General features: G+C 35.6%; 24 protein-coding genes and 1 pseudogene. 8 read left to right on the top strand and 17 right to left on the bottom strand.

The window, feature by feature from the left end; all coding sequences use genetic code 11:
• Window positions 1-3: 3 nt before the first annotated feature.
• From nikC to ACOZIR_RS10240, 7 genes are all read right to left on the bottom strand, one after another.
• The gene (nikC, locus tag ACOZIR_RS10270; RefSeq protein WP_045292324.1) at window positions 4-810 is read right to left on the bottom strand and encodes a nickel transporter permease; all 807 of its coding nucleotides are present in this window, start codon (window positions 808-810) and stop codon (window positions 4-6) included.
• Entirely contained in the window at window positions 807-1,748 is a 942-nt protein-coding gene (gene nikB / locus ACOZIR_RS10265) for a nickel ABC transporter permease (protein WP_045292326.1), read from the bottom strand. The genes nikC and nikB overlap by 4 nt, the downstream gene beginning before the upstream one ends.
• A gap of 2 nt (window positions 1,749-1,750) precedes the next feature.
• Entirely contained in the window at window positions 1,751-3,274 is a 1,524-nt protein-coding gene (nikA, locus tag ACOZIR_RS10260) for a nickel ABC transporter substrate-binding protein (RefSeq protein ID WP_340141983.1), read from the bottom strand.
• A gap of 234 nt (window positions 3,275-3,508) precedes the next feature.
• On the bottom strand, window positions 3,509-3,919 hold the full coding sequence (locus ACOZIR_RS10255; protein WP_340142135.1) for a DUF4395 domain-containing protein: 411 nt from the start codon (window positions 3,917-3,919) through the stop codon (window positions 3,509-3,511).
• 278 nt (window positions 3,920-4,197) lie between these two features.
• Window positions 4,198-5,028 (bottom strand): YitT family protein, encoded by an 831-nt coding sequence (locus ACOZIR_RS10250; protein ID WP_045292330.1) that lies wholly within the window; start codon window positions 5,026-5,028, stop codon window positions 4,198-4,200.
• Between the two features lie 199 nt (window positions 5,029-5,227).
• Window positions 5,228-5,788, bottom strand: coding sequence for a hypothetical protein (locus ACOZIR_RS10245; protein ID WP_045292331.1), 561 nt, complete (start codon window positions 5,786-5,788; stop codon window positions 5,228-5,230).
• Between the two features lie 197 nt (window positions 5,789-5,985).
• On the bottom strand, window positions 5,986-6,540 hold the full coding sequence (locus tag ACOZIR_RS10240; RefSeq protein WP_013057535.1) for a GNAT family N-acetyltransferase: 555 nt from the start codon (window positions 6,538-6,540) through the stop codon (window positions 5,986-5,988).
• Window positions 6,541-6,699: 159 nt separating this feature from the next.
• Here ACOZIR_RS10240 and ACOZIR_RS10235 point away from each other — a divergent pair, with 159 nt between their 5' ends.
• Window positions 6,700-6,843: a hypothetical protein gene (locus ACOZIR_RS10235; RefSeq protein ID WP_170836760.1), complete on the top strand. Its 144-nt coding sequence runs from the start codon at window positions 6,700-6,702 to the stop codon at window positions 6,841-6,843.
• 66 nt (window positions 6,844-6,909) lie between these two features.
• Here the strand turns inward: ACOZIR_RS10235 and ACOZIR_RS10230 are convergent, their stop codons facing one another.
• The 5 genes from ACOZIR_RS10230 to ACOZIR_RS10210 form a co-directional block, all read right to left on the bottom strand.
• Window positions 6,910-7,734 carry a thermonuclease family protein gene (locus ACOZIR_RS10230; RefSeq protein ID WP_421535565.1) on the bottom strand — a complete coding sequence of 275 codons (825 nt, stop codon included), beginning with the start codon at window positions 7,732-7,734 and terminating at the stop codon, window positions 6,910-6,912.
• A 417-nt stretch (window positions 7,735-8,151) separates the two neighbouring features.
• Window positions 8,152-8,811, bottom strand: a complete 660-nt coding sequence (locus tag ACOZIR_RS10225; protein ID WP_045292335.1) for a 2OG-Fe(II) oxygenase — start codon at window positions 8,809-8,811, stop codon at window positions 8,152-8,154.
• 250 nt (window positions 8,812-9,061) lie between these two features.
• Window positions 9,062-10,564 carry a malate:quinone oxidoreductase gene (locus tag ACOZIR_RS10220; protein ID WP_310878551.1) on the bottom strand — a complete coding sequence of 501 codons (1,503 nt, stop codon included), beginning with the start codon at window positions 10,562-10,564 and terminating at the stop codon, window positions 9,062-9,064.
• A 120-nt stretch (window positions 10,565-10,684) separates the two neighbouring features.
• Window positions 10,685-11,509 (bottom strand): pyruvate, water dikinase regulatory protein, encoded by an 825-nt coding sequence (locus ACOZIR_RS10215; RefSeq protein ID WP_045292339.1) that lies wholly within the window; start codon window positions 11,507-11,509, stop codon window positions 10,685-10,687.
• 591 nt (window positions 11,510-12,100) lie between these two features.
• Entirely contained in the window at window positions 12,101-12,982 is an 882-nt protein-coding gene (locus ACOZIR_RS10210; protein ID WP_045292341.1) for an HAD family hydrolase, read from the bottom strand.
• A 327-nt stretch (window positions 12,983-13,309) separates the two neighbouring features.
• Here ACOZIR_RS10210 and ACOZIR_RS10205 point away from each other — a divergent pair, with 327 nt between their 5' ends.
• The 3 genes from ACOZIR_RS10205 (at window position 13,310) to ACOZIR_RS10195 (ending at window position 18,208) form a co-directional block, all read left to right on the top strand.
• On the top strand, window positions 13,310-14,773 hold the full coding sequence (locus ACOZIR_RS10205) for a hypothetical protein (protein ID WP_045292344.1): 1,464 nt from the start codon (window positions 13,310-13,312) through the stop codon (window positions 14,771-14,773).
• A gap of 969 nt (window positions 14,774-15,742) precedes the next feature.
• Window positions 15,743-16,765 carry a hypothetical protein gene (locus ACOZIR_RS10200; RefSeq protein ID WP_045292346.1) on the top strand — a complete coding sequence of 341 codons (1,023 nt, stop codon included), beginning with the start codon at window positions 15,743-15,745 and terminating at the stop codon, window positions 16,763-16,765.
• A gap of 846 nt (window positions 16,766-17,611) precedes the next feature.
• Window positions 17,612-18,208 carry a mechanosensitive ion channel family protein gene (locus ACOZIR_RS10195; RefSeq protein WP_310878547.1) on the top strand — a complete coding sequence of 199 codons (597 nt, stop codon included), beginning with the start codon at window positions 17,612-17,614 and terminating at the stop codon, window positions 18,206-18,208.
• Between the two features lie 2 nt (window positions 18,209-18,210).
• Here ACOZIR_RS10195 and ACOZIR_RS10190 read toward each other — a convergent pair whose 3' ends face one another.
• The 3 genes from ACOZIR_RS10190 to ACOZIR_RS10180 all read right to left on the bottom strand — a co-directional run bounded on the left by ACOZIR_RS10190 (window position 18,211) and on the right by ACOZIR_RS10180 (window position 20,406).
• Entirely contained in the window at window positions 18,211-18,789 is a 579-nt protein-coding gene (locus tag ACOZIR_RS10190; RefSeq protein WP_045292348.1) for an HAD-IA family hydrolase, read from the bottom strand.
• 126 nt (window positions 18,790-18,915) lie between these two features.
• A complete protein-coding gene (locus ACOZIR_RS10185) occupies window positions 18,916-19,914 on the bottom strand; it encodes a hypothetical protein (protein WP_045292350.1) in 999 nt (332 codons plus the stop codon).
• A gap of 72 nt (window positions 19,915-19,986) precedes the next feature.
• The gene (locus ACOZIR_RS10180; RefSeq protein WP_014459592.1) at window positions 19,987-20,406 is read right to left on the bottom strand and encodes a hypothetical protein; all 420 of its coding nucleotides are present in this window, start codon (window positions 20,404-20,406) and stop codon (window positions 19,987-19,989) included.
• Window positions 20,407-20,813: 407 nt separating this feature from the next.
• Here ACOZIR_RS10180 and ACOZIR_RS10175 point away from each other — a divergent pair, with 407 nt between their 5' ends.
• Together ACOZIR_RS10175 and ACOZIR_RS10170 are read left to right on the top strand one after the other, a co-directional pair.
• A complete protein-coding gene (locus tag ACOZIR_RS10175) occupies window positions 20,814-21,305 on the top strand; it encodes a hypothetical protein (protein WP_028409022.1) in 492 nt (163 codons plus the stop codon).
• A gap of 80 nt (window positions 21,306-21,385) precedes the next feature.
• Complete coding sequence (locus ACOZIR_RS10170) at window positions 21,386-21,520, top strand: hypothetical protein (protein WP_013083673.1); 135 nt, start codon at window positions 21,386-21,388, stop codon at window positions 21,518-21,520.
• A 57-nt stretch (window positions 21,521-21,577) separates the two neighbouring features.
• Here the strand turns inward: ACOZIR_RS10170 and ACOZIR_RS10165 are convergent, their stop codons facing one another.
• Window positions 21,578-21,940 (bottom strand): DUF4183 domain-containing protein, encoded by a 363-nt coding sequence (locus ACOZIR_RS10165; protein WP_421535564.1) that lies wholly within the window; start codon window positions 21,938-21,940, stop codon window positions 21,578-21,580.
• 134 nt (window positions 21,941-22,074) lie between these two features.
• Here ACOZIR_RS10165 and ACOZIR_RS10160 point away from each other — a divergent pair, with 134 nt between their 5' ends.
• Complete coding sequence (locus ACOZIR_RS10160) at window positions 22,075-22,455, top strand: DUF4183 domain-containing protein (protein ID WP_045292351.1); 381 nt, start codon at window positions 22,075-22,077, stop codon at window positions 22,453-22,455.
• Window positions 22,456-22,595: 140 nt separating this feature from the next.
• On the opposite strand, the pseudogene ACOZIR_RS10155 reads toward ACOZIR_RS10160, so the two are convergent.
• A pseudogene (locus tag ACOZIR_RS10155) lies at window positions 22,596-22,712 on the bottom strand (aminopeptidase); the annotation flags it as partial.
• Window positions 22,713-23,203: 491 nt separating this feature from the next.
• Between ACOZIR_RS10155 and ACOZIR_RS10150 the strand changes: the two are divergent.
• Window positions 23,204-25,264: a hypothetical protein gene (locus ACOZIR_RS10150; RefSeq protein WP_409405275.1), complete on the top strand. Its 2,061-nt coding sequence runs from the start codon at window positions 23,204-23,206 to the stop codon at window positions 25,262-25,264.
• Window positions 25,265-25,570: the final 306 nt, after the last annotated feature.

Raw genomic sequence — 25,570 nt, 5'->3', positions numbered from 1 at the left:
CTTTTACTGATTAACCTGATATTTTCCTCGAATATATTCACCTAAAGCTGTAAACGTCAGCACAAATAAAATAATCGCTGCGCCTGGTATGAACATTAGCTGGGGAGCATTGTAAAAGTAGGCCCTGCCTTCATTTAGCATCGTTCCCCATTCAGGAGTAGGCGGCTGAGTCCCTAATCCAATATAGGATAATGAAGCCATCATTAAAATAATTTTCCCTATATCCAGCGTAGCAAGAACAAGAATATGTCCTCCCACATGGGGAAGAAAATGGCGCAAGATTAAGGAAACTGCTCCCACTCCGTTTAATTTAGCAACCAGCACATATTCTTTTGACTTTTCTTGAAGCACAATACTGCGCACTACCCTTGCATAACTAACCCACTTTACAATAACCATCGCAGCAATTAAGTTAACTAATCCGGGCCCTAACAGCCCGCTTAAGACGATGGCTGCAATATAATCAGGAAAAGCTAAAAAAGCATCTACAATTCTCATTAAAAAGCGGTCTATTTTTCCTCCAATATATCCTGAAATTAAACCAACCGGGACTCCAATCAAAAGAGAAAGTGCTAAGACAAGAAAACTAGTTCCGATCGTAGTCTGAGCTCCAGCTACGATTCGTGAAAAAAGATCTCTGCCTAAGTGATCAGTCCCTAGCCAGTGATCACTGGTGGCTTTTTGAAGCCGGTCTTGCATATTGACTTGTGTGGGATCCATTGGTGTTAGCTGACTTCCAAACAGACAAACTAAAATAAGCGCAATACCACAAACGCTTATTACTACAAAAGGAAGCTGCGGCTTTTTCACGTTTTATCCCCTCCCTTTACATAGAGCTGGGGATTTACATATTTGTAGCTCAAATCCACAAGTGAATTAATTAAAACAACAAACAGGCCCATCCACAAAATATACCCTTGAATCACAGGATAATCACGATTCATAATCGCATCAATAACTAATTTTCCGATTCCAGGATAAGCAAAAAGCACTTCAATAATCACTGTTCCTCCAAGCAAACTGCCTAAGCTCGTCCCTAAAATGGTAAGGATGGGTGTTAAGCTATACCGAAACGCATGGAAAATAAAAATGCGGCTTTCACTGATTCCTCTTGCTCGAGCAGATCGTACAAAATCTTGTTTCAATCCTTCTAGCAGACTAGCTCTAATCATTCGCATATACACAGCGGACATGGCAAAACCAAGCGTTAAAGAAGGCAGCACAAGATGAGCTGCTGTGCCTGTACCCATTGAAGGAAGCCATTGAAGGCGTACAGAGAACAGCTGTATAAACAAAAGACCGAGCCAAAAGCTTGGAATAGACGCTCCAAGTAAGGAAATACTTCTGCTGAGGTAATCAATCCACTTATTTGGATATAGTGCTGATAGCGTTCCGAGCGGCACAGCTATTAACAGCATCACAACCAAAGATGCAACCGTCAAGCGCAGCGTAGCCGGAAACTTCTCTACCAATTCATCGATGACAGGCTCTTTTGTCATATACGAAGACCCTAAATCAAACTGAAAAAAACGCGTCAGCCATTTTACATATTGAATATATACGGGTTCATTAAACCCTAGCTCTGTTCTCAAACTATTTATTTGTTCCTCAGACACTGCCACGTCGTCTACGCGAAGCATTTGCTTAACCGGATCTCCTGGAGCTAGTTTCATTAAAACAAAGCTGAGAAACGATAGGATAACTAAAAAGATGAGTAATTCTATTATTCTTTTACCAATTAATTTCATATCTACTTCACATCTAAATCCTTTGTTATCACATAGTATTCACTTTTGGTTGTAACCCAATTTTTCACATTGTCTTTATAGGCTACAAAATTGTTCGGGTGAACAATCGAAGAATGCAGCGTTTCCTTTTCTACTATTTCTCCGGCTTGTCTCGCTAACTTATTGCGCTGTTTTTGCTCAACCGTTTTATTAAGTGCATTAATAATGGAAGTTAATGCTGGTTCATGAAAATGTCCTACATTAAATGCTCCTCCCTCCATATAAAGAGCATTAAAGAAATATCCTGCGTCTCCTCGAGGCGCCGTTACTAGACTGTATGTAACGATTCCCCAATCATCTTTTGTTGTCATATACTCGTCCATATTCTCAACTTGTTGAATATCTATTTTTACGCCAATCTTTTTTGCTTCTGACTGAAGCATTTGTGACATTAAAGGCAGTTCCGGACGATAAGGATATGTAACAAGCTTAAAAGAAAGCTGTTTCCCATTTTTTATTGCTTTTCCATCCTTGAGTATATAACCGGCTTTTTCTAAATATTTTTGAGCTTCACTTGGTCCATAGATTTTCGTTTTTTGATTGTTAGAAAAATCCAAACTCTTTAAAAATGGACCTTTTGCTGGTGACCCTTGACCTGCAAGCGCTGTGTCCACAACATCTTTTGGATTCAGTAATACATCAAACGCTTTTCTCACATTTTTATCTTTAAATGCTTCTTGCTTTGAATTATAGAAAAGCATTTGATTTCTGAGGCTCGGCTGTATATCTACTACAATAGACGAATCTTGTTTTAATGTATTTAAGCTTTCAATTGCCGGACGATATACAATATCAGCTTCACCCGATTGCAAAGCGGACGTTCGTGCATTTTCATCATCATTAAATGTTAACACAACTTCATCCAATTTTGGTTCCCCGCCCCAGTATTCTTTGTATTTTTTTACTTTCATTTCATTATCCGGTTTAAACGAAACTACTTCAAATGGTCCCGTTCCCACTGGTTTACTTTTTATATCTGAAGTATCTACATCGATAATTGCCGTGTTTGGATGAACAAGTTCAGAAGGCAGCGTGGCAAGGGGCTCTGTTGTTATAATGGTCAAGATTTGGCCACTGGCTTTCATTTCTTTCATTTTAAGTGCACTTTTCATTGCTTCGTTTTCTTTTATCGTTCTTTCTAACGAATGTTTCACGGCTTCAGCATTCAGAACTTTGCCATTTTGAAACGTAATCCCGTCTCTAATCTCAAATATCCAGGTCGTTCCATTATCTTCTGTTTTCCATTTCTTTGCGAGCCATGGTTCAATCTGTAATTGCTCATTCACTTTGACTAGTGTTTCCGCAATGCCGGCTCGTACAGTTGTGTAATTTAGCTGCGGATCGAGCGTGTCACTTGGAAAATTCGATACAAAAGTAAGTGATTTCGTTTCACTCTCTTGTCCGGTACTCGCGGATTTACTCGAACATGCCGCTAGCATACCTATCGTAGCAAGCGTTAAGCATAGCAGACTTATCTTTTTTCTCATATAAACCCTTCCTTTATTAAAAGCTATCCTTTTTTATGTACTGTCTCTAACTATACTTTCCCTCCTTTAAATCGTAACGATTATTATTATCATAAAAAGTTTAATTTGTTTACCTTACTTTGTCAACAAAGGTTTTTAAAGGATACAGGTGCTCTAACACCTGTTATGATGATTGAATTTATTGATAACGTATACAAATGAGCATAAAAAAACAAAGCCTTCTCGAGGCTTTGTTTATGCAGCGTGTTTTTTTCTTTTATATTTCCACATCATATATCGATAACGAATCGTGCAGCCTATACAATACCCCATCAGTGCTACACCTGCAGCAAGAATCACCATTATACTAAATACATAGCCGACAAGCGTATAACCCATTAAAAATGAAATGAAAGCAACTCCCATACATATCGTTGCAATCCATTGATTAAAAAGCTGCTGATCCCGGTCTTCCATTTGATAAGAAGAAGCAGGCTTTTTGAGAAGCTTTTTCCCTGACATAATTACGGGATTCCGCTTTGTTGCAAGTGTGACTACTCCAACGAGAAAAGGCAAAAGTAAAAGCCACTTTGCCGCAAGTAAAGCGATCAAAACCGTTATAACGATAAAGAGTTGATTAAGCTGAACAAAACCTATTATACAAATTGGTTTACTGAATTGAAAGAAAAAGCACTCCAAATGAGCGATAAGACTCATACAAAAAAGTTACATAATTTCACTAACGTACTTTAAGATCAGTATCGTAAATAAAATCAAGACAACGTATCGTAAAGAACGAATTCGACGTTGAAGAAGACGCTTTACATGCCTTTTATTACGCATATGGGTTCTTCCTTTCGTATATTGAATTGTCTCTAGACACACTTATATCATACTTTTCCGGAGAACACCAACGTCAGAAAAAATTGCCAAGAACCACAGCATTATGCGCTTAGAAAGCCTTTTCCAATTACATCTCGTACATCGTGTACAATCACAAATGCTTCATCATCAATTTTTTTAATCAGCTTTTTAAGTTTAAGAAGCTCTTGTTTATTAATGACCACATACAAGATTTCTTTTGATTCTTTTGTATAGTTCCCTCGACCGTTTAGAATCGTTACTCCCCGATCAAGCTGTTCATTGATTTGATCTGCTACTTCATTTTTGTTGCTTGAAATAACGGTAACGGCCTTTTTGGCATCGAATCCTTCAATAACGAAGTCAATTACTTTTGTTGTAATATAAAGCATGACGATCGTAAATAGCAGCTTTTCGATTCCAATAATAAAATAAGAAGCTAATACCACCAGTAAATCAACCATTAAAAGTGCATGACTGACTTTCCAGTTTAAAAACTTATTTAGAATTCGAGCAATAATGGCTGAACCTGCTGTTGTTCCACCAACGCGCAAAATCATCCCAATTCCAACGCCTAGCAGTACACCGGCAAAAACCATGCCAATGAGCTCTTCATGAAGATGAAGACTCCAGCCTTCAGTTACGTGAAGAAAAATAGATGTAGCGATAATCGTAATCATCGTATAGACGATCGTTTTTTTCTCTAAAAATTTATACCCTACGATAAGCAAGATACCGTTTAGAATAAAGTTAGTGACGCCCGTTGAAAGATGCGTTGTATAATATAAAATAATGGATATACCCGTAACGCCGCCTTCACCTAGTCCTATTGGAATGACAAACATGTTAACGGCAAGTGAAAATACAAACGAACCTATTAATAAAAAGATGACATCTTTTACTGTTTTACTCATCGATTAAACCCTCCTCGACATAAAAATTCACATAAAAAAGCCCCTTCTCCAAAAGAGAAGAGACGCTTATGTTTAGTTTTTATATTACGTATTCTTAAATTGCCATGTATGACTATAATATGTTCACATACGTTTGTCAAACGGAAAGTTTATGCATTATGTGTAACCAAGGCTATGAGTCATTTATCTTTTATGTATACTAGGAATGTTTTAATTTATTTAAGCAAAGACGGATGCAGGAATTAGTCGACTCAATCAATTCTTTATCGCCTTTTTTCAATCGAATTTCTAACGCGCGTTGAAAATAGTGATGTGCTCTGGAAACAATCCGCTGATCAAGTAAACATTTTCCATAATGCTGATAGACAAAGTCTTCATATATGTGAAGGTCTTCATCCGCTTTTAATTGTTCAATGAGTAGCTGAAACGTTTCATTCGCTTTATCCCACTGTTCTTGCCAGTGATATGTATGTCCAAGTCGGATCGTATTCAAAAATTCACCTATTGTATCAGCATGTCGGTCATATAGATAAATGGCCAGCTGCAAGTGTCTTTCACTGCTCGTTAATTCTCCAAGTATGCGCTCATATACACCAATATGTCCATATGTTTTAGCAGCGGCACACTCATCTTCTTCTTCAAGAGCTCGTTTCTTTAAATAGATAATTCCCTGCTTCATTTGGTGTGGGTTAACCGGAACTTCTCGAAGCTGTTCATTAAATCGATAACTCATATTAAACGGAAGATCTCTGATGTTCATGCACGCTCCTTTCATGTGGCACATCAGCAAACATACTTTCATGACCGCTTGCTTATGGTCCATTGGATGTAGGATTCTTTCCATTTTGATACGTTTACGCGATTTACAGGAAAGCTCAGCAAGAGTGCTGAGCTGTTGGTTCTTATTATTTTACTTATATATCCATTTTATCACAAAAAATACTACCGTAAAGATGATCAGGCAGTCTTCATATAAAAAAATGGTTTTTTATCAATAAAAATGGTTTTATGCTCTTGAAAGCCTATACGCTGATACAATTTTTTTGCTTCTACGTTATTATATTCAACGTTTAACGATAAAAACATCTTACGCTTTTTGGCTTCTTGCTTGGCTACATTTAAAAGAGCCGTTCCTATCCCTTTTCCGCGGTAAGCTTCATCTACACATAGAGAGTCAATATAATAATCTCCATGTTCAGTTTCTATATCAATTTCCCACGCTGGATTATTAAGTTTAGCACGTACAAAACGCTTAACTGGTTCATAAAGCGTTTGTAACATACTTCCTTCGTAGCAAAGCATAAGTCCAACTACCTTCTCATCGACTTCTGCGACTGTAATATGATGATAGCTATAGCGATTCTTCTCAGAAAGAATAAACGCTTTAAGTCTTAAAAGCGCTTCTTCATTCGTTGTAGCCGCCGTATGAGAGCGTGCAATACTGCCAAGCATGTCATAAAGTAATTCCGTTACAGCAGAAGCATCTTCTTTTCTTGCTTTCCTTATTTTCACGATTTTCAAACTCCCTTTATTCTCTTCGCTTGCGTTATTTGTAGCAAAACTTCTTACCTATCTACTTTAACACGAAAAAGAAAAGAAAGAAAAAATTAACTCCTAATCTTCCTTTCATTGTATAATTAATGTATATTTTCAAATGAATGGATGATGACTATGAAAAAACGCCGTCAGCAGAAAGATAATACAATGAGTGGATGGGGAGTTTTAGCAGAAATTCTTTTTCAAGTGCCTCAGCTGCTCATATGGCCACTGCGTCTTCTTATACGGATCGGCCGCTCTTTGTTGGATGGTATTTAGCTACTCCTATACAAACCTTTAGTGAGCTCATAAAAAAAGAAACTCAGCAATTACTGAATTTCTTTGTTAGTTCTTTGTCTTTTTGTATCCTGCTTCTTGTGCATCTTTTTCAGTACAGAACCAAATGACGTTATTCATAGTTTGATTGTAGTGCGCCCCGGTTGGCACGTGATAAATTTTGGAGTTTTGATTTCCTTTTATTTTACCTTCACAGCTTGTGGCAGATTGGGTATCTTTTTGATTAGAAGAGGACTGATTTTTTACAGCATCCGTGTTATAGCCTTTTTCTTGGGCATAGTTTTCAATACTCCAGATGCCTTTTTCGCTTTTTCGAGCCTGCTCCTGTATTTTCTTAAATTCATCTACGTACTTTGTATTAGGCGGAAATACTGCTACGCGGGCTAACCCTTTTGCTAGCAGCTCTTCATTATATAGCTCATTATCTATCCATACATACGCAAGTAACCGTCCATATTGATCACGTTCTTGCACATCAAATTCAAGAGTGATTTCCTGCCCTTCTAGCCTTTTTTTCGTGTAAGCAGATGCTTCTGGACCAAAGGGCTGTACGCCTAGTTTGGGATGCTTTGTCTCCGGGGTATCGACAAGAAGTAGTCGTACGCGATCCGTCTTTCCGTTCAGCATTTTTACTTTAAACGTATCGCCATCCACCACTCTTTCTACCGTAGCTGCCTCACCTACTACATCTTCACGACTTGCTTTAGAAGGACTATGATCTTCTTCTTGATCTGATGAATCTTCTACTTGAACTGCTTGTTTTGTATCGGTAGAAGATGTGCTTGAATGACTTGCCTGCTCATCGCTGCATCCAGTAAGAAGCAGCATAAACATCGCGATCATGCTGTAAATAATTGCTTTTATTTCTTTCAAAACCCGGGTCCTCCTTTAACACATTCCCTATCTACTATATAAAAGTAAAATGATTTTATAAATAGTGTAAATCACCTAAAAACAAAAACTCGTGAAAATCCTTTCACGAGTTTTTCGCGCAGCCTGTTTTAAAGTCATCATTTTAAATAGCATCTATATTTTAAATAGCATCTATTTTATTTTTATCTCACGAACACATTTTTCGTTTTCGTGTATCCAGATTTTTAATCATGAGGATATTTTACACTACAAATACATTTATCGTCTACCGGCTTATAAGAATAAGGAATAGCTGCACAAATAGAATAAGTGTGAATATTTCAATATAATAACTGACTAACATGCTTGCTATTTTTTTGTAACATAAATAAGAGCCCTCACTAACGATAGCTAATAGGACTCTTCAAACCTTTGTTTTTACGATCGAATTTTTTGTTTGCGCATCCACTGGGTAGCGACCCACTTTTCTCCTTTTATAACAGGAGCTCCACCGTGGAGAGTACGGTCATTAAGTTCAGCGTCACTATAAAAATATTCAAAGTACACGGCCATTCCTTTTGCCGGAGATACGGAAAGACCCAGCTTAGGAAAATAAGTTTCTCCTCCTTCTTCGACATCATTTAAGTACATAACCAATGTACTAATACGGTTATTTTTAGATGCTTTACTTGCAGAAGTGAAATAGTCGTGATGTGCTTTGTATTCTTGATCAGGCAAGTATTTTAAAACTTGAAGGCCTTCAGCATATTCAATAGACGGTCCCATTATCTTAGAAAGTCTTCTTTCAATTTGATGTACAAGCTCATTTTCGCTTTCTTCAAAAAACATGCCGCTGCTCGTTCGAATACTGTTTACTTCACGTGCAGCGCCAATTTTTGATCGCTGCATTTTATCTTTAGATAGCTGTATAAGTTCATCACATTCTTCGTTACTTAGAACATTTCCTAAAACTAGAACGAGAGGCTCTTCAAATCGAGCAACAATATCAATCTCTCTATCTTCTAATTTAATTTTATTCCCTGAATGGCTAAAAATCGTTTGTTCTTTTGTTAGTAAAGATGTATTAGTTAGAATCATCTTTTATCGGCTCCTCGAAATAGCTATTTTCCACTTCTTCACTTCATTATATGTAAACGCTTACTAATAAGAATTATATCATGTATACGAAGTAAATTCTGCTAGTAAAGGAAATAAATAAAAAGAAGCCCGCAATATAACGGAGCTCCTTCATTTTTTCTTATAGATTTCACTTATATTTTAAACAGTTTATAAAGCAGCCTGAAAAATTCTTTTCATCTAAAGCATACGTGTCAAAGGCCGCCTAAAATCATCGGTACACAAGTTCTTTTTTGCTTAAATCAAGCGTTTGTGCTGTAGAAGCATGAATTTCGTTAAAAAGCGCTGGATTTTCTACCAGAGACAAGCCGTAAGAAGGAATCATTTCTTTTATTTTTGGTTCCCATTTCTTCATATTCTGCGGGAAACATTTTTCTAGCACTTCAAGCATGACGTAAACAGCAGTCGAAGCACCTGGCGAAGCCCCGAGCAATGCAGCGACGGAACCATCAGCTGAACTCACAACTTCTGTACCAAATTGGAGAGTGCCTTTACCTCCGGCTTCCGTATCTTTGATTATCTGTACACGCTGACCCGCTACGACGATATCCCAGTCTTCACTTTTTGCATTTGGAATAAACTCGCGAAGCTCTTCCATACGCTTTTCATTTGACAACAGCACCTGCTGAATCAGGTATTTTGTTAAGCCCATCTCTTTGACGCCTGCTGCTAACATCGTCAAAATATTATTCGGTTTTACAGAACTGAGTAAATCCAGATTTGAACCCGTTTTTAAGAACTTTGGTGAAAATCCGGCAAAAGGTCCAAACAGCAGTGTTTTTTTGCGGTCGATATAGCGTGTATCAAGGTGCGGAACCGACATTGGCGGAGCACCAACCTTCGCTTTCCCGTACACTTTCCCATGATGCTGCTCTATAACTTGGGGATTATTACATACCATAAATAATCCGCTTACCGGGAACCCTCCAATATGTTTGGACTCAGGAATACCCGTTTTTTGGAGTAAAGACAGACTTCCGCCTCCTCCTCCGATAAAAACAAATTTCGCCGTGTGATATTCCTGTTTACCGCTATGAATATCATGTACTTTTACTTCCCACAGGCCGTCTGCGGTGCGTGTCAGATTTTCAACGCTGTGGTTGTAGTTAATTCCTACGCTTTTACTCTTTAGATGTGTAAACAACATACGAGTTAAAGCCCCAAAGTTCACGTCCGTCCCCGAGTCTATTTTAGTTGCCGCAATTGCTTCAGGGGATGTACGGCCTTTCATGACAAGCGGCATCCATTCTTTTAGCTTTTCAGGATGGTCCGAATACTCCATTCCTTGAAACAACGGATTATTTGATAGCGCTTCAAAACGCTTTTTTAGAAAAGATACATTCTTTTCTCCTTGTACGAAACTCATATGAGGGATTGGCATAATAAACTCTCGCGGATTATGAATTAAATTACTGCTTACAAGATACGACCAAAACTGTCTTGAAAGCTGAAACTGTTCATTAATTCGCACCGCTTTTGTAATATCTATAGATCCGTCAGCTTGTTCAGATGTATAGTTCAACTCGCATAGTGCAGCGTGACCAGTCCCTGCATTATTCCATTCATTCGAGCTTTCTTCTCCTGCATCTGCGAGTTTCTCAAATACTGTAATGTCCCATTCCGGCGCCAGCTCTTTTAGTAAAGATCCCAGCGTTGCGCTCATAACTCCGGCCCCAATTAAGATAACGTCTGTTTTTTTATATACATTGCTCATCACAATCTTCCTTATCTTTTATATTTTCAAAAAGCGCCTTTTAGCAACAGGCCTGTTCTACCTGACTCTCTATAGATTAAGCATGTCTGACAAGTTAGCTGTCTTACATAGCAACAGTTTTTATACATACCCTTTTATCTTGTCTTTTTTTAACATGCTCAATATCACTTCAGCGGTTTCTTCAACCGCTTTACCTGAAACATTAACAATAGGACAGCCAATGCGCTTCATAATTTTCTCAGCATAGTCCAGCTCTTCAAGGATTCGATCTACATTGGCATAATTGGCTTGAGACGCTAAACCTAAATTTTTTAATCGTTCTTTTCGGATTTCATTGAGCTTATCTGGTGTAATAACTAAACCAATACATTTATTTTTCGGAATAGTAAAAAGTTCATCAGGAGGCGTTACTTCTGGAACTAACGGTATATTCGCTACTTTAAGACTTTTATGAGCTAAATACATAGAAAGTGGCGTCTTAGATGTTCTCGAAACACCAATCAACACTAGATCTGCTCGCTTGATACCTCTGAAGTCTTGTCCATCATCATACTTAACAGCGAATTCAACTGCTTCTACTCTTCGAAAATAGTTATCGTCTAATTTTCTCGTTAATCTCGGTTGAAGATTAGGTTCCTTATTAAAGGTTTGGCTAAAGGCACTCATAAGAGGAGTCATTAAATCAATGGCTACAATTCCTTCTTCTTGTGCCTTTTGGTCAAGATACTGTTTTAAAGGTGGGATGACAATGGTATACGCAATGATGGCCTCATTATACCTTGCTTCAGCAATGATATTATCAATATTTCCCTCATCTTCTACGTAAGAAGTATTTTGAATTTCAATATCTTCTCCACTAAATTGAGTTAAAACTGCTTTTACCATCAGCTCAGCCGTTTCACCTACTGAGTCGGAAACTATATAGACAATTTTTCTTTTATTCACATTAAATCTTCCTATTCTTTGGTTTTAATAGTTTAATAACGCTAGCATTTTTTGTTCAACTATCATTTGGCAGCTTGCAAGGTACATATTTTATTGGTAATGAATGGACTAATATTCTGGACAATGTGATTATAAACACTTCAAAAAAACGATTGAATCCAACATTTATGTCATACTAATTATAAAATAAAATTAAATATGTTATACTATTTTCATTAAATGTTATATTAGCATTAAATATACTTAGATACAATCCCTTTTCTCAGCATTTTATAAAAAGTTTGAAGAAAGAAAAAGTTTAAATGTTAAAAGGATTTATGCTTTTAGATGATGAGACTCACCTCGCTGAGCGGCGTTTTATAAAGGTAGACACGAGGATAGTTATATTTATTTATAACATGATTTGAAAAAGAACATTATAGAAGGTTTAATCTCATCTATTCTTTTTAGCTAAGAGTGCTATAACTAATAATAATGAACGGTTTACTTTTGACCTTATATATACTAAAAACACCGCCTAAACGACGATGTTTTGAATAGTTGGTTCTATCTCACCGTTGCTTTTTGCTTCGGCAATTCATTCATTAATTCTTATAAAACGGGCGTACTATTAGTAGATTTTTGCAATAAAAATTTAGAAAGATAATGATATACGCCGTTTTCGTCACAGTTAAATTCCGTTATGTCATCCACAATTTCTTTAATGTGATCCGGCGCATTTTTCATCGCTACAGCATAGCTAGCAAACTGAAACATTGGCAAATCATTGTTGCTGTCGCCAATCGCTAAAATGTCTTGCTCGGGCAAATTAAAATGTTTTAGCATTTGCTGAATTCCTGTTGCTTTATTTACGTTTGCAACCATCACTTCGACATTGTGTTTAGATGAAGTAGAAGTTGTAAAGTCTGTTTCTTGCTTAAGTTTTTCAAGCTTTTCTTTCCATTTATTGATATGCTCATGCGTTCTTGCAAAGAAATAGAATTTCGAAAATTCACTTCCCTCTACAGAATCTTTCCAGTCAATTTCTTCTTTAATCGCTTGTTTACGAGAAAGCCACTCGTTAATTTCCACACTGTCTGGCTTTGGATCTCTAATTTCATTTTCCACATATGACTGATCTTGTTTTAACGTCACGCGAGGTGTGCCATACGGGAAAAGCTCATAGTATACCTTGTTCGCTCTTGCTTTTTCAATAATAGTTTCCACCAATTGAAGTGAAAGCGAATGCTGAAAGACTGATTCTTTTCCTACGTATCCTGCCATACCATTTGATGTGATAAATCCGTCTACTTGAAAGCCTTCAGGAACTAACTCTTCTATTTCATCAAACGCTCTTCCCGTAGCGATAAAAACAAAAATTCCCTGTTTTCGTAATTCGTCAACGATTTCTTTTGTTTGAATACTTACTTTGTTGGAGCGATTTAATATCGTACCGTCCATATCTAAAAAAATTGCTTTAGGTTTTAACAACATACTTATTCCCCCTATTTGTAAAAAGAGTGTACTTGGCAAGTATAAACTTTTCCATTTTCAAACTCAATGAATGTACTTTGCTTTTCTCTTTTATAAAACTACTATAATACTCTCCTTACATCTAAAGTATCTACTTATATTATACAAGCGCTATAAAGAAAGCATTTTATATTTGCAATAAGCCTTTATATGTACTGATAGTCAGTTAGGCTAATTTGATATAAAACAGCAGTCACAAAAACGAATTTTCCTTTTAGCCTTTAGAGTATCGTTCAAAAAAGATATAATAAGATTGTTACAGATTAAATACATACAGAGGAGGTCAACATGAACGAACCATCCAATTTTTCTCCTTACCTTATTAAACAAATCAGCGATGCGATCGATGACAATATCAAAGCAAAGTGCATAGACTTTTTATATGATTCTCATTCGTTTTTTTCGAATGAAAAAGATTTTATAGAAGACTACATTTTAAATATATTGCAAGATACGTTTGTTTTAGAGAATAAATTAATAAACCCTAAGGAAATAAGAAATCCGGCTTATAAAAGAAGGCAATCAAATAAGAAAAACTGGCTGCAAACGTTAAAAAAAGATATTAAAGCAGAAAAGCCTAATCCTATTTTTGAAGACATTGAATTAGCAAAAAAAGTGATGGATAAAAAAGTGGATACCGAACATTTAAAAAAGCTGTTTGGCGTGGAAAAACCTGAAGATATTTTAAAGATAAAGTTAAAAGAAGTAGAAGCATGGGCTAAAAGCAAAAAAACAAACATTACTGATTTTCCTTATTTAGATTCAAAAATGAATTATCAAATAGAGAAAGCATTTCACACGGACTTTACTTTTTTAATTGCTGAAATCATATTAGAAAAATACAATGGAAATTTAAGCAACTGGATTGATAAACGATTAAATTCGTGGGTAGAGGCCCCTATCTTCTCAAATGAAAGTCATTCTCTTAAAACCAATATGGAAGTTAAAACAAACTCCCAAGAAGTCGTTTTATATAATGACTATAAAGTTGATGAAGAATATTTCATTCGTACCATTATCCCTGTGAATGATAATCAAACGGTTCTTTCCAAGCGAAATATGGTATTAGATCCGAAAGATTCTCAAATTATCCAGTTTGCCCTTTCACAGCGCGATGAGATGTTTTATAAAGAAAAAACGGTGACGCTTGATTTAGCGGATATTGTTAAAGAAATTTATAATTCAAAAGGTGTAAAAAACTACGAAGCGGTTGAAGCCCGCATTATGAAAATTGCCAGATATCACGTAGAAGGTGTAGCAAAGAAGAAAAATTCCAGAGATACAAAATTTGCGATCAACTTCTTCCAAAAGGCTGTTATTGAAACCGATGAAGTAACGGGCAGACGATATGCAACGATTGTATTTAGCGATGATACGCATCAAGGCTTTTTAAATCAGCAGTTTGTACAAATTTACAGTGATGTTATTAAAAAGTTTAAAGATAACTCGCTTTCTTCTTTACTGCTTTATGCATTTCAAAAAGAGCGTTTAGATTGTTATTTACAAGAAAAGTCTTACACTCATTTTTATCCGTATCAATATTTTGCTTCAAAAGTTCGTTTTCGTTCAAAGAAAATTGATGTAAACCTAAAATTAATTAATGAATCTCTAGCAGAATTTGTTAGCAATCAAGTACTGATACAAAATTACCAGCAAAAACTTCAAGGATTTGAAATCTCTTTTATTCCTCTTCAAAATTATGAAATTCAAGACTATTTTGGAGGAGAACATAGAGAAACATTGGAAGGGTAAATCATTCCCTTCCTTTTTTATTTGACATTTTGCCATTTTCGTCTTTTTGATACAAAATCTCCCTCTATTTTTATTTCATAGTTTGGAAGTTTTGTCATTTTTAACGTACTAAACAAAAGCTTTTGCCGTTTTTGACGTATTCCTCCGATGCTTTTGCCGTTTTCCGCGTACTAATTACCGTCTTTTGCTGTTTTTGACGTACCACTTTGCTTCTTTTGCCGTTTTTGACGTACTAAATTCGTTTCATTTGCTAATTATTCCATATAAATTGTTAATTTTTCTCTTTTTCCCGTAAAACAATCCTACCTTTTGCCGTTTTGGACGTACTCCTCCACTACTTTTGCCGTTTTCTGCGTACTAAACGTTGGTTTTCCCTTAGTTATTACCCTTTCAAACCACATTTTTTATTTTTTTTGAAACCTATGTAAAGCTTTTGCCATTTTTGGCGTACCAAACAAAAACTTTTACTGTTTTTGACGTACTACTACGCTTTTTTTGCCGTTTTTAACGTACTAAAAATACCTTTTGCCGTTTTTAGCGTACCAATAAAATTTGTTGTGTTATTTCCAACAATCATAGAAGCTATTTTTTTACCTTTTTTTAGGTGAATAAAGATAACTTTTGCTGTTTTTGGCGTACCACTCTTCACTTTTGCTGTTTTTGGCGTACTATATTGAGCCTTTTGCCGTTTTTGACGTACTAAAACGCATAAAGTTTTTTTTGATTTTTACTGATTGTAACAAACACTGTTCTACCGGCGCTTGCTTGCTTTTGCCGTTTTTCGCGTACTAAAAAACATATACTCTGAATCCCTTGATATGACAGCATTCTTTGAACCTTTTGCCGTTTTTCGCGTACTACTCGTTCGTTTGCGATTCTGTTTCTTATTGATATAATTTTCACAAGGTATTCTTTGTTATTTTAACCTAATAAATTAATGTAGATATGAAATAGATTGGAGGGATTCTCATGATAAAAAAAGAATTTGCGAAAATTGGAAAACAAATTATTCGCCAATTGTCTAGCACCGTAGAAAAATATAAAGATATTGAAGATCACATGGACCTAGACGCTCATGGGAACCCTACAATCAAAACGGTGGCGGAACATCATCGTTTATCTAAATCTCAAATTTCACAATTAATTTTTTATCACTTCCTTCACGTTGATGAAAGAGGTATTATTTGTGATGTTTCTGAAAAAGAGATTGCAGCTGCTTTGAATTGTACGGTTCGAACAGTTCGCAACAACAATGTAGTATTAGCAGAAACAGAATTAATTTCTTATTCTCGCAGCGGCAAGGGAATCAATATTTGTATTGTTCCCTATCCTCAATATTTTGAAGAAAACGGCTTTGGGTTTATGGAACTAGAATATACTCGCTTTGAAGAGCTTATTTTAATTGAAAACGTAAATGCCCTTCGTTTAGAGCTGCGCAAAGAATTGGTTTATGACAATGATACGATTAAGCGTCAGTTTAATCCTGAAGAAAACACTTCAAAAATTAGCTTTAATGACTATAAAATTTTCACCCCGAAATATACTCACTACAAAGGCATGATGCAGAAAATAGCTGAAACGCAGACGAGTGCATTTAAAACCGTTGTTCAAGGATCTACTATTTTCTTTGTTTTAAAAGACGGCGCGAAAAATGGCAAGATGTCGAAACAAGAAAAGAAAGAGCAATATAACACGGCGATTCGAAATGCTATTGAAGAGACTTTTGTAAAATTATCTGGACACAGCACAGATTCTACAGGAACTTTGATGTCTTCATTCCAAAACGAAGACATTACTGATTTGGTTCAGCTTTCTTTTGAATATGGTATTGAACGAGTGAAGTCTGCCCTTTATTCTCTGATTGAACAGGCCTTCTTCAGCCATGATGCTCAAGTCGTTGAAAATTACGGTGGAAAAATCCGTACGCTCATTCGAAAAGAGCTTTCAAAAAATCTTCAAGATCAAGTCCCTGCCGAACTTACAGCTTCATAAGGGGCTTATTTGGCATGCCTTTTTTTTGTTTTCTTTCACTTCTTTTCTCTTTTTTGTGCAAATGGTGCAAACAAACATCCATTTCTACAACTCTCCAATTCCATTATCCTACCTATATAAACGAAATGAGTTCAAATAAATGATATTTCTTGTGTATAACTACGGAATATTACTCAAAAACACCTTCATATTTATCCACAAAAGAAAAAAAACATAATCAATAAACTTTATATCATCCTATTTATTAATAAAACCATCCTCTCTATTCTTTTATTGACGGTGATTTCCAGATTATTTACTCTTTGATGCGACCATATTTATCCACAGTGGAAATAATCCATACTTTTAACAGCAATCTTCATACCATTGGTTTTAAAATCCATCTATTATAAAAGAATAAACATAGTAAATAAAATAGATTCCATATCTACTACGATAAAATACATCCTTTGACTAAAGGATGCTGTTCACAAAAAAGGTCTATTTTCCACAGAGATATTTTTTGAAAAGTTATTTTCTCTCTAACCCTTGATATCATAGGGTTTTTAGAGGGTTTTTCTTTCTCTAATATCTGTATATAATGTTTGCTAATAAGATCTATACTAATATCTGCTATAAGTTTTTATTTAATATTTGTATAAAGAAATGTTTTAAAAATCTCTATGCTTGAGGATTTCTCTTTTTCTAAATTATGGAGTTTTCATTACATATACAAAATTAAAATAAATTAAAATAAAACCATATAATCGTTCAAACTTACCTTAGTAAATTTTAGTAGTATATTTTTAAAAATAAATTATACTATTCAGTAGAGAAAATTTTATAAAGCAAGAAAGGGACTTAGTCATGAAATACATACAGTGGATACATCAAACTTTATTTAACACCGGTAAATGGATTGACATTAGTGAAGTAATCATAAAGATTATCTTGATTTTTATCATTGCTCAAATCGTTATCCGGTTTGCTCGCAGTATAATTAACAAAATCTTTGATTTCAGATTTAAAACTAAGCTGCTGAGGTACAACGAACGAAAAGAAATAACGCTGAAAAAACTTTGTCTGAGCATTGTCATGTACGTTGTGTATTTTATTGTGCTTATTACGTCTTTAGAGGCAATTGGAATTAATATGAAAGCACTTTTAGCTGGTATTAGCGTAGCAGGGTTTATTACAGGCTTAGGTGCACAGAATTTGATTAAAGATATTTTAAACGGGTTTTTTATTCTATTTGAAGATCAATTCTCAGTAGGAGATCACGTATCTATAAATGATACGAAAGGAACTGTTGAAGAAATTGGATTGCGCACGACAAAAATTCGCGGAGTCGACGGAGAGTTTTATTTTTTTGCTAATAGTAACATTACAAAAGTAGCGAACTACACGCTCGGTGAAATTCCCGAAATACATACACCTGAACAAATAAAAACTCGTGAAGAATAGCTTCACGAGTTTTTATTTACGACAGTTGTAAAGAATTGATCATATGATGTAAGGTGATAATCTGCTTCAATATCGTCATTTTGAAATGCACATGTTTTAATTCCCAGTTCACGGGCAGGTTTTAAATCGAGCTCGCGATCTCCAATCACTAAATCGAGCTGATACTTATCGTGAAGATATGCATAAGCGCCGCTATCAGGCTTTCGCTTGTAGCCATCATCCTTTGTAATAATCTCCGTAAAGTAGTGCTCCATATTAAAAAATGCCAGGATATCAAGCGTAGACTGTCTAGACTTGTGCGTAACAATTACATTTGTATTGGCAAAGCTCAGTACGTCTTCCACGTGAGGAAAAGCAGGCTTATCTTTAGGGTTGATTTTTTGTTCGAGCACATGGAAGTGATTATCAAACAAAGACTTTTCAATATCAAAATGCTTAATTGCTACATCAGAAGATATTTTCATTTGTTTTAAAATATCATCTTCTGAAATCGTTGGATCTGTTAGTAATTCTTTGAATGCTTTCACAATAGTCGGATAGGTATCAAAGATGGTTCCATCAAAGTCCCATAAAATATTCATTTTCGCTGTCTCTCCTTTTTAAAAACGTAACGATTATACCAAATTTTTCATTGCTTGTCAGTTAACCTTTTTATCATCGTTGCATTTACAGTAAAAAAACTCTCTTTATACGAGTTTTTTACTGTACTAGCTGCTGCTGCATCCGCTCCCGCAGCTAGAACTGCTGCAGTTTGAACTCGAACAGCTGCTGCCGCTGTCATGATGGTGGTGACCTCCATCGTGGTGATGATGACGGTTGTCTTCCCACGGGCTTGAACAGCTATAGCCGCTGTAGGAAGCTGTATCTCCCCCATACATCGTCTTTTTATATAGCAGCAGTTCATTCATATGACTTGAAAAATTGGTGGCTTTGTAGAGAGAATAAAAAACAAAGCCTTGAAGAAGAAGTTCGTTTGATACATTTCCTTTTTTAGCCGTTTTTTTAAAGTAAGTTGATCCGCCTGCTTTTTTTCTTTTTTGAGCAGCAGTGATTTCTTCTTTTAACGTTTGAATCAAGTGCCTCTGTTGTTTTTCCCATTTGCCGTTTCTTAAAAAATAGCGATCTAGTAATTCATCTTCTGATAACCTTTGAAAATCTTGAAGCGTACTTTTATCAAGCGGATGCTGAAAAAATTTCCCCCAAAGCAGTCGGCTGTTACCCGTTATGTCAAACAAATGAGCATACATCCAATCAAAGAACGCTCGCTTATCCGGCTGTGGGGATGGAGTTGTCTCTAGATTTGGCTGGTGATGCAAAAAGCGGCTGAAAAAAAGGTCTGTAAAACGCTCATAATCTACTGTAAACATAATCATTTCATGCCATACTTCATCCACTTTTGCACTAAACATCGGTACGTCTTTGATGACTGCATTTAATAAAAAGTAGCGCTTCATCTCAAAAAACGTCCATTCCACTTCATCGTCTTTTGTATTTTTCCCTTTCATACGCTGTTTCACTTGCTGAACATAGGCTATCGGTAAAGAATCTTCTAGTGAATGAACAATATCTTCAAACTCTTTATCTCTATGTATTCCGAGCTCATCTGGAAGCTCCTCTTTATACAAGCAAAATCCTCTCGACTTTGCAATTCTTTTGATAATCAAAGCTAAAAGAATTACCGCTCCTACTATAATTGCTGCTATCATCTTCTTCCCCCTATACCGTGTCTATGTATTCAATATTTTACCACATTCGTAAAATACAAAAAAAGAGCTCAATTAACTTGAGCTCTCGTCATCATCGGGTATCTCGTCTACCTTTTCTACTTTGACTAGACCTTTCGTGCTATATTCCAGATCAAAGTATGCTTTAACGATATCCCCTTTTTTCAAATTGCTTGGAATCGGTTCATTTAAATTTTTATCGGAAAATTTAATGCCCGTTCCTTCTTTTGTTGTTCCGCTGTATGTACCATTTTCGATTTTTTCAATAGTAATATAATACACTCGATATTTGTGCGCTTCCTCGTCGCCTTTCGCTTTTTCTTTAACGGTTTCTTGTTCAGGAAGCTTACTCAGTGTTTCTTGGGCCTGTTCAGAAGTCGGCTCTGCTGATCGATTTATGAATTGCATCACAACTAACACTAAACATATAACTACTAAAACTAATAATAATATCTTTTTTGCTGATAAAGACAATGAACTGTGCCTCCTTACACCTTTATGTATATCATGCTGCACACAAGAGATTATACACGATAAAGGATTAGAAATTGGAATAAATTCTATAAAAATAGTAAAAATATGAGAAAGTACCTAGAATTTTTTACGCTTTTCTGCACTTTTTTGAGACAGAAAAGAAATTTGGTACCTTATCCTTAAATTGTAACTGATTTGCTTCATTTTCGAAAAGAGTTTTGCCCATTTTGTCGTAAAAAAGTCATAATAAGAAGGAATATCACACCATATTGTCGAACGTATGTATATACTTATAATGAACTGCCGAACTGCTTTTCTCTACCCTCATTGTTGAGGCAATATGGCAACTGAAACAGCTTGCTGTTAAATTCAGATTACACATCTATACTCAGGAGGTGGAATGCAAAATGATGTTTGCACTTATTGTTGTGGTTGGTATCGTAGCACTTGGCGTAGCTAGCTTCTACGTCATTAAGCGACCTCAAGGCGCTGTTGATCCTGAGGATCGCAAACCGCTTGTTTCTGTAAACGGGCATGTTAAATTTGCAGAAGGAATTAATCAAATTTCCATATCTAAAATTGACATGTACGATCAGCGTCTTGTTATCAATCAAGTAGCTATTATTCCATTTAACCGTATTCAACGAGCAGAATTTTCAAAGGTTGTCAAAAATGAAAAAGGCCTTCACGGAGCTCCTGTTCAACGCTATTTCGGTGAGTTAACCATTCATTTCACAGACAAGAACGGGCAAGAAACCTACATTCGCTGTGAAACACCGAAAAAAAATCAATTTCACCTCATCTACCAGTACGATTTAATGAAAAGACAATTAAATAAGCGTCTTGGTCTTGAAGATCAGCAGCCTTACCTTACTCTTCAAGAACCATACGAACTATAAGAGAAAACCTCCCTTTTTCACATATTATTTCACTTCCCTGTACATACTAGAAGCGAAACTGAAAATGGGAGGTCATTCCAATGGATTTCGTCCGTTTTTTGCAATATTTTTGTTCAATCGCCGGCGCTCTATGCTTGGGGTTTACCTACTATCACATGTTCAAGCGTGACGCTCCGGTTAAAAAAGAAGAATCACAGCAAGGTGGAACTGACTAACGTTCACCTTGTTTTTTTATTTCCAGGCATGTGTACTTCGCATTTTGTGGTTGAAAGTTAGATTACTTTAATCATTTGTAAAATCACGGGTGATTTTTCTAAAGGAATATCCTCTGTGTTAATGATAAGAAGTCCTTTTTGGACGCTGTAATTGGAGGAAGGCTGCAACACACCGTTTATGAATAGATTACTGTATGAGTAGCTCTCAGGATCCAATATACGCTGAGTGCCATATTTTTTTAACGCATCTTGATCTGTAAAGATGCGCTTGCTGCCTCCGGCTACGGTATAGTATTCAAAGATGCGAACTTTTTTCGGGAATATATACCTAAATTCCTGCTGAGGCAACATGGGAAGCTTAATAAAAGGTGTTGAACAAGAAGGTGCATACTTATCGCAGCCGTAAGATTTTTTTTTCAAGAAAGACTCTCCTTCACAGATGTACTTAGTTTAGTTATAGTCTTTAAGAATTAAATTTATGCCATTAAACCTATTCCTCAGAAGGAACAAATGCATATATTGAAGGATAGAACATGAAAGGAGGTAACACATTTATGCCTCTTCAAATTATGAAACTCGCTATAGCCGCTGCTACCACTGTAACAGCCAGCCCAACCGTCTCACGTTTCTTTTATACAGCAACTGCTACAACTACGGGTGCAACTACTTTAACAATAGATGCCGCTGACTTTTTTGGTGATACAGGTGGCGCGGCTACTGCACTTCCAGCTTTAGCTACGGATAACAGCTATTACAATGTGTATATCAACGGCGTTTTACAAATGGCTGGCCTTTCCACATATACGCCAGGAGCCACGGGTGTCGGTTCTTTAGCTATTACTGTTCCTGCAGGATCTAGCGTTTTAACAGGTTCTCCTATAGTTTTGGAAGTTGTTAACTTTGCTCCTGATTCTACAACTGATGTACAAACTTAAAAATAACTTGCTACCGTTTTATTTTAAAGCGTAATCGCGTGTAAGATATATAAAATCTCAGTTTTACAGAAATTTAGTGATCACAATAAAAGCTTCTGCGGATGTAGCGCAGAAGCTTTTATTATTGTTATTTATTTAATTCAAAACGCCCAGTTCCCTTTTCTAAACACAGGCTCGCTTGTACCGTCAGCTTTAATGCCGTCGATGTCCATTTCAGCTGAGCCAATCATGAAGTCAACGTGGGTGATGCTGTCGTTTTAGAGTGGAAAATTAGGGTTCTGTGACCAATCCGTGACCACTGTGTGACCACAAATTTTATGCTCTTAAGCTTGTTACTAAAGGTTTCCTTATCAACCCATTTTGTTTGTTATTTTCAGCAGTAAAGAGAAATTCTTTAAACTTCATCTCTACTTTTAAGGAAATTCAATTTATACTAGTGATATAATACTGTTAAATTACCAAAAATAAGTAATGGCGTTTATCTGATAACCAATATTTCAAAGTGAAGTTTTCCATCAAATTCACCTGTAGGTATTAAAGATATATAAGTATTTCTTTTGAATTTAAATAAGAGGAGATTCTTTAATATCGTTTTAACTTTTTGCTGGATACTCTCTATTTAACATGTCTATCTTAAGGTTAAACTGTCAAAGTAAAATTGGGTTTTAGCCTCATAAAGTTTGTTAAATTTGATATGAATAGTAAAGTTGTGGATTCATATATTTTATGTAACCAAGGAGAAAAACAAATGGTGAGAAAATATGAACTGGAAGATGTAAAGAAAACGGCGAAAGATCTTAATGGTAAATGTTTATCCAAGGAATACAAAAATACAAAAATTAAGCTAAAATTTATATGTAAAGAAAACCACATTTTCGAAAAAAATTACGAAGCATTATTAAAAGGTTCTTGGTGTCCTGAATGTACTAAACAAACTCTCTCCAAAAGGTTTCGTAAATACAATATAAAAGATATGGAAGAGTTAGCTAAAAGGAATGGTGGAGAATGCTTATCTCTTGAGTATATTAATAGAAACTTACCTTTGAAATGGAAATGCGGCAATGGACACATCTGGAAATCAGCTGCCAGCAACATAATAGTAGGACATTGGTGTCCTAGTTGTGGAAGAAAAAAGGCAAACGAAAATAGAAAAAGGTATGGCTTAGAAGATATTCAAACTATATCTCGTGCTAAAAAAGGTGTTTGCCTCTCAAAAGATTATTCTACAACTCGTAGCACCTTAACATTTAAATGTGAAAAGGGGCATATTTGGAGTACAGAAGCAAATCAAATTCTAAAAGGAAGCTGGTGTCCTGATTGTGCTGGTATAAAGAAGAAAAATATTGAGGAGATTAGAGAAGTAGCTCTAAAAAGAAAAGGAAAACTACTCTCAACAGAATATCACAACGCTCACCGCAAACTAAAATGGGAATGTAGTAATGGGCATACCTTTGAAGCAAACTATAATAACGTACGTGCAGGAAAGTGGTGTCCAAAATGTCGGACCAACTATAATGAAGATAAATGTAGATTCATACTTAAAAAACTTACTGGCTATCCATTCCCTAAAACAAGAAATATACTACCCAATTCGATTGAGCTAGATGGTTATTGTGATAAGTTAAACATTGCATTTGAGTATCAAGGAAAGCAACACTACGAATTTGTTAAGTTTTTTCATAGAAATGAACAGGCTCTCGATTCTCAAATACAAAGAGATAAAGCGAAAAAAGACGCTTGTAAAAAAGCAGGTATTAAATTAATTGATATTCCTTATACTCTTAACACAGATGAGGTAAAGGTGAAATTTTTAGTCAATTCCCTTGAATCTTTTGGAATAATGACCGTCTGCGATAACGTAGATGTTTCTATACTACTTAAAGATTTTTACACAGTTAATACTAAATTAATTGAACTGAAGAATTTAGCAGAAAAACGCAAAGGTAAATTGTTGTCTCAAGAGTACAATGGTTCACATCAAAATTTAACATTTAAATGTGAAAATGGGCATATTTGGAATGCGAGTCCTGCAAACATTATGGCTGGAAAATGGTGTAGAAAATGTGCATATAAATCTACTGGTCTTAAGTTAAGATCTTCCATAGAGCATATGAAGAGTTTGGCAGAAGAAAAAGGCGGTAAATGTTTATCAAGTGTATATATTAATGCAAAAACTAAGTTGACATGGATGTGCGGTAAAGAGCATGTGTGGGAGATGTCTGGGGATAATGTGAAGCAGGGAAAATGGTGTCCTCGATGTTCTAGAGAAAACAGAAAACTTACTATTGAAGAAATGAAAAAACTCGCCCGAAAAAAGAAAGGTCAGTGCCTTTCGGAAGTATATGTTGATAATAATACAAAAATGCAATGGCAGTGTGAAAAAGGGCATGTGTGGAATGCGAGAGCTAGAGAAATCAAAAGAGGAATATGGTGTCCTGATTGTGGTACTAATAAGCTAACACTTAAAGATATGCAAGTACTTGCAAGTGCTAGAAACGGAACATGTTTATCTAATACCTATATAAATGCGAATACAAGTCTGACATGGAAATGCAGTAGCGGTCACATTTGGAATGCAAAGCCTTCTAACATTAAGAATGGCACTTGGTGTCCCCATTGTGCAGGAAACACAAAGAAAACTATTGAGGATATGCAGAGGTTTGCTCATTCTAAAAACGGCAAATGCCTATCTAAGATATATATTAATATAGATACTAAACTACTTTGGCAATGTGAGTACCAGCACACTTGGGAGGCTACTCCTTATATGGTTACTAAGAAAGGAAAATGGTGTCCCTCTTGTAAATAAAAAACTGTACTTGCCTTATTATCTTTAAGCTCAATCTGTTAATTTAAGTTTTCATTTTTCTTTTTTGTATAAATTATTACTGAAAGAAAAAAATTCCCCTATAATAAAAAAAGAAGTTCACTAGTATGTGAACTTCTTTTTTTATTATGCAAGTTAATCTTTCAAAATAATTGCTCATTCTTTGTTCAACGACATTTCCGTTTTCATCATACGGTATACCTTCCATTTAAATCGCTTAGATTTTTTCCCTGTAATTATTCGTGTTATTCTGGCGTCATTTCATTCCACTGAGTTTAATTATTCACA

The sequence above is a fragment of the Priestia sp. D3YE.R1 genome (assembly GCF_049199565.1).
GTDB lineage: Bacteria > Bacillota > Bacilli > Bacillales > Bacillaceae_H > Priestia > Priestia aryabhattai.
Note: the sequence above shows the minus strand (reverse complement) of the source record. Positions and strands in the feature narration are given on the sequence as shown.

Coding starts and splice junctions, on each gene's coding strand:
- ACOZIR_RS10190 (WP_045292348.1), bottom strand. CDS start 18,789: ATGAATATTTTATGGGACTTTGATGGAACCATCTTTGATACCTATCCG.
- ACOZIR_RS10220 (WP_310878551.1), bottom strand. CDS start 10,564: ATGAGCAATGTATATAAAAAAACAGACGTTATCTTAATTGGGGCCGGA.
- ACOZIR_RS10200 (WP_045292346.1), top strand. CDS start 15,743: ATGATAAAAAAAGAATTTGCGAAAATTGGAAAACAAATTATTCGCCAA.
- nikB (WP_045292326.1), bottom strand. CDS start 1,748: ATGAAATTAATTGGTAAAAGAATAATAGAATTACTCATCTTTTTAGTT.
- ACOZIR_RS10245 (WP_045292331.1), bottom strand. CDS start 5,788: ATGAACATCAGAGATCTTCCGTTTAATATGAGTTATCGATTTAATGAA.
- ACOZIR_RS10250 (WP_045292330.1), bottom strand. CDS start 5,028: ATGAGTAAAACAGTAAAAGATGTCATCTTTTTATTAATAGGTTCGTTT.
- ACOZIR_RS10170 (WP_013083673.1), top strand. CDS start 21,386: ATGGATTTCGTCCGTTTTTTGCAATATTTTTGTTCAATCGCCGGCGCT.
- ACOZIR_RS10185 (WP_045292350.1), bottom strand. CDS start 19,914: ATGATAGCAGCAATTATAGTAGGAGCGGTAATTCTTTTAGCTTTGATT.
- ACOZIR_RS10160 (WP_045292351.1), top strand. CDS start 22,075: ATGCCTCTTCAAATTATGAAACTCGCTATAGCCGCTGCTACCACTGTA.
- ACOZIR_RS10225 (WP_045292335.1), bottom strand. CDS start 8,811: ATGATTCTAACTAATACATCTTTACTAACAAAAGAACAAACGATTTTT.
- ACOZIR_RS10210 (WP_045292341.1), bottom strand. CDS start 12,982: ATGTTGTTAAAACCTAAAGCAATTTTTTTAGATATGGACGGTACGATA.
- ACOZIR_RS10205 (WP_045292344.1), top strand. CDS start 13,310: ATGAACGAACCATCCAATTTTTCTCCTTACCTTATTAAACAAATCAGC.
- ACOZIR_RS10195 (WP_310878547.1), top strand. CDS start 17,612: ATGAAATACATACAGTGGATACATCAAACTTTATTTAACACCGGTAAA.
- ACOZIR_RS10175 (WP_028409022.1), top strand. CDS start 20,814: ATGATGTTTGCACTTATTGTTGTGGTTGGTATCGTAGCACTTGGCGTA.
- ACOZIR_RS10235 (WP_170836760.1), top strand. CDS start 6,700: ATGAAAAAACGCCGTCAGCAGAAAGATAATACAATGAGTGGATGGGGA.
- ACOZIR_RS10150 (WP_409405275.1), top strand. CDS start 23,204: ATGGTGAGAAAATATGAACTGGAAGATGTAAAGAAAACGGCGAAAGAT.
- nikA (WP_340141983.1), bottom strand. CDS start 3,274: ATGAGAAAAAAGATAAGTCTGCTATGCTTAACGCTTGCTACGATAGGT.